The sequence below is a fragment of the Janthinobacterium sp. HH104 genome (assembly GCF_001758715.1).
Lineage (GTDB): Bacteria > Pseudomonadota > Gammaproteobacteria > Burkholderiales > Burkholderiaceae_D > Janthinobacterium > Janthinobacterium aestuarii.
In genome coordinates, this window is record NZ_LRIB01000026.1 from 1 (window position 1) to 1,394 (window position 1,394).

Sequence of the window (1,394 nt, forward strand, 5' to 3'; positions counted from 1 at the left end):
GTGGCGCCGGCCGAAGCGGGCAAGGTGGTGGTGCGCGATATCGGCACGGCCGGCAAGCCGTCGTACCAGCTGAGCTTTGCGGCCTCGGGCAAGTTCGCCGGCGCGGCTGTCGTCAGCTACACCCTGAGCAATGCGTACGCCACCTCGAAACCGGGCGTGGTCAACGTGACGGTGACGGCGCGGCGCGACCCGTCGGTCGATCCGGAAGTGATCGGCCTGCAGGCGGCGCAAGCCGATGCGGCGCGGCGCTTCGCCAGCGCGCAGCTGTCGAACTTCACGCAGCGCCTGGAAAGCCTGCATGGCGATGGCTGGGGACGTTCGAGCTTCGGCCTGAGCCTGACGCCGCCAAACGACAGCGGCAATCCGACGGCGGCGCTGGCGCGCTGGCAGGCGGACGAAGCGGACCGCGTGTTCGGCACGGCCGTCAAACCGTTCATGCGCAAGGCGGCCTTGCGCCAGCATGACACCGGTTTCAGCGGCGAGCGCCAGCAGGTCGATGTCAGCGGCGCCACCAGCGGCTTGCCGGACATGCCGCAAAAGCCCGACACGCAGAAGCAGGCGCTGGCTCTGTGGCTCGGTGGCGCGGTCGACTTCGGCCAGCACTATGTGAACGGCCGCGACACGGGCTTCCGCTTCCGCACCAATGGCGTGAGCGTGGGCGGCGATTACCGCCTCAGCGACCTGGCGACTTTGGGCGTCGGCGCCGGTTTCAGCCATGACCGCAGCGACGTAGGCCAGAACGGCAGCCGCAGCACGGCCGACAGCGCCGTGGCGGCCGTGTATGGCAGCCTGCGTCCGAGCAAAGGCGTCTTCCTCGATGGCGTGCTCGGCTACGGCACCTTGCAGTACGACGCATCGCGCTACCTTGCCGATGGCAGCGGTTTCGCCACGGGCGAGCGCGACGGCAAGCAGGTGTTCGGCGCAGTCGTCGGCGGTATCGAGATGCGCCATGACACCTGGATGTGGTCGCCGTACGGCCGCGTGGAACTGATGTCGGCCAAGCTCGATCCGTACACGGAAAAGGCCAGCGGCATCAATGCCCTGAGCTACTTCAAGCAGACCGTGCGTTCGCGCATCGGCGCGCTCGGCGTACGGGCCGAGGGCATCTATGTGGGCGGCCTGGGCACGTGGTTCCCGCGCGCGCGGCTCGAATACCGGCACCAGTTCCAGGGCGCCGATGATGCGCGCCTGGCCTATGCCGACCTGGCGGCCGACGGCCCCGTGTACGTGATCCGCACGGTGCCGCAGCAGACGGGCAACTGGGCGGCGGGGCTGGGCGTCAAACTGCTGCTGTCGAACGGCATGACCATCACCCTCGACTACAACAGCAATCTGAATATCGATAGCGGACGTACCCAGTCCGTGATGTTCGGTATCGCGATGCCGCTCAAGTA

1 protein-coding gene is annotated in these 1,394 nt (G+C 67.8%); it reads left to right on the plus strand.

Features of this window, described 5'->3' with window-relative positions; all coding sequences use genetic code 11:
* The coding region (locus JAB6_RS09135) for an autotransporter outer membrane beta-barrel domain-containing protein (RefSeq protein WP_139143329.1) at positions 1-1,394 on the plus strand (1,394 nt) is incomplete at both ends.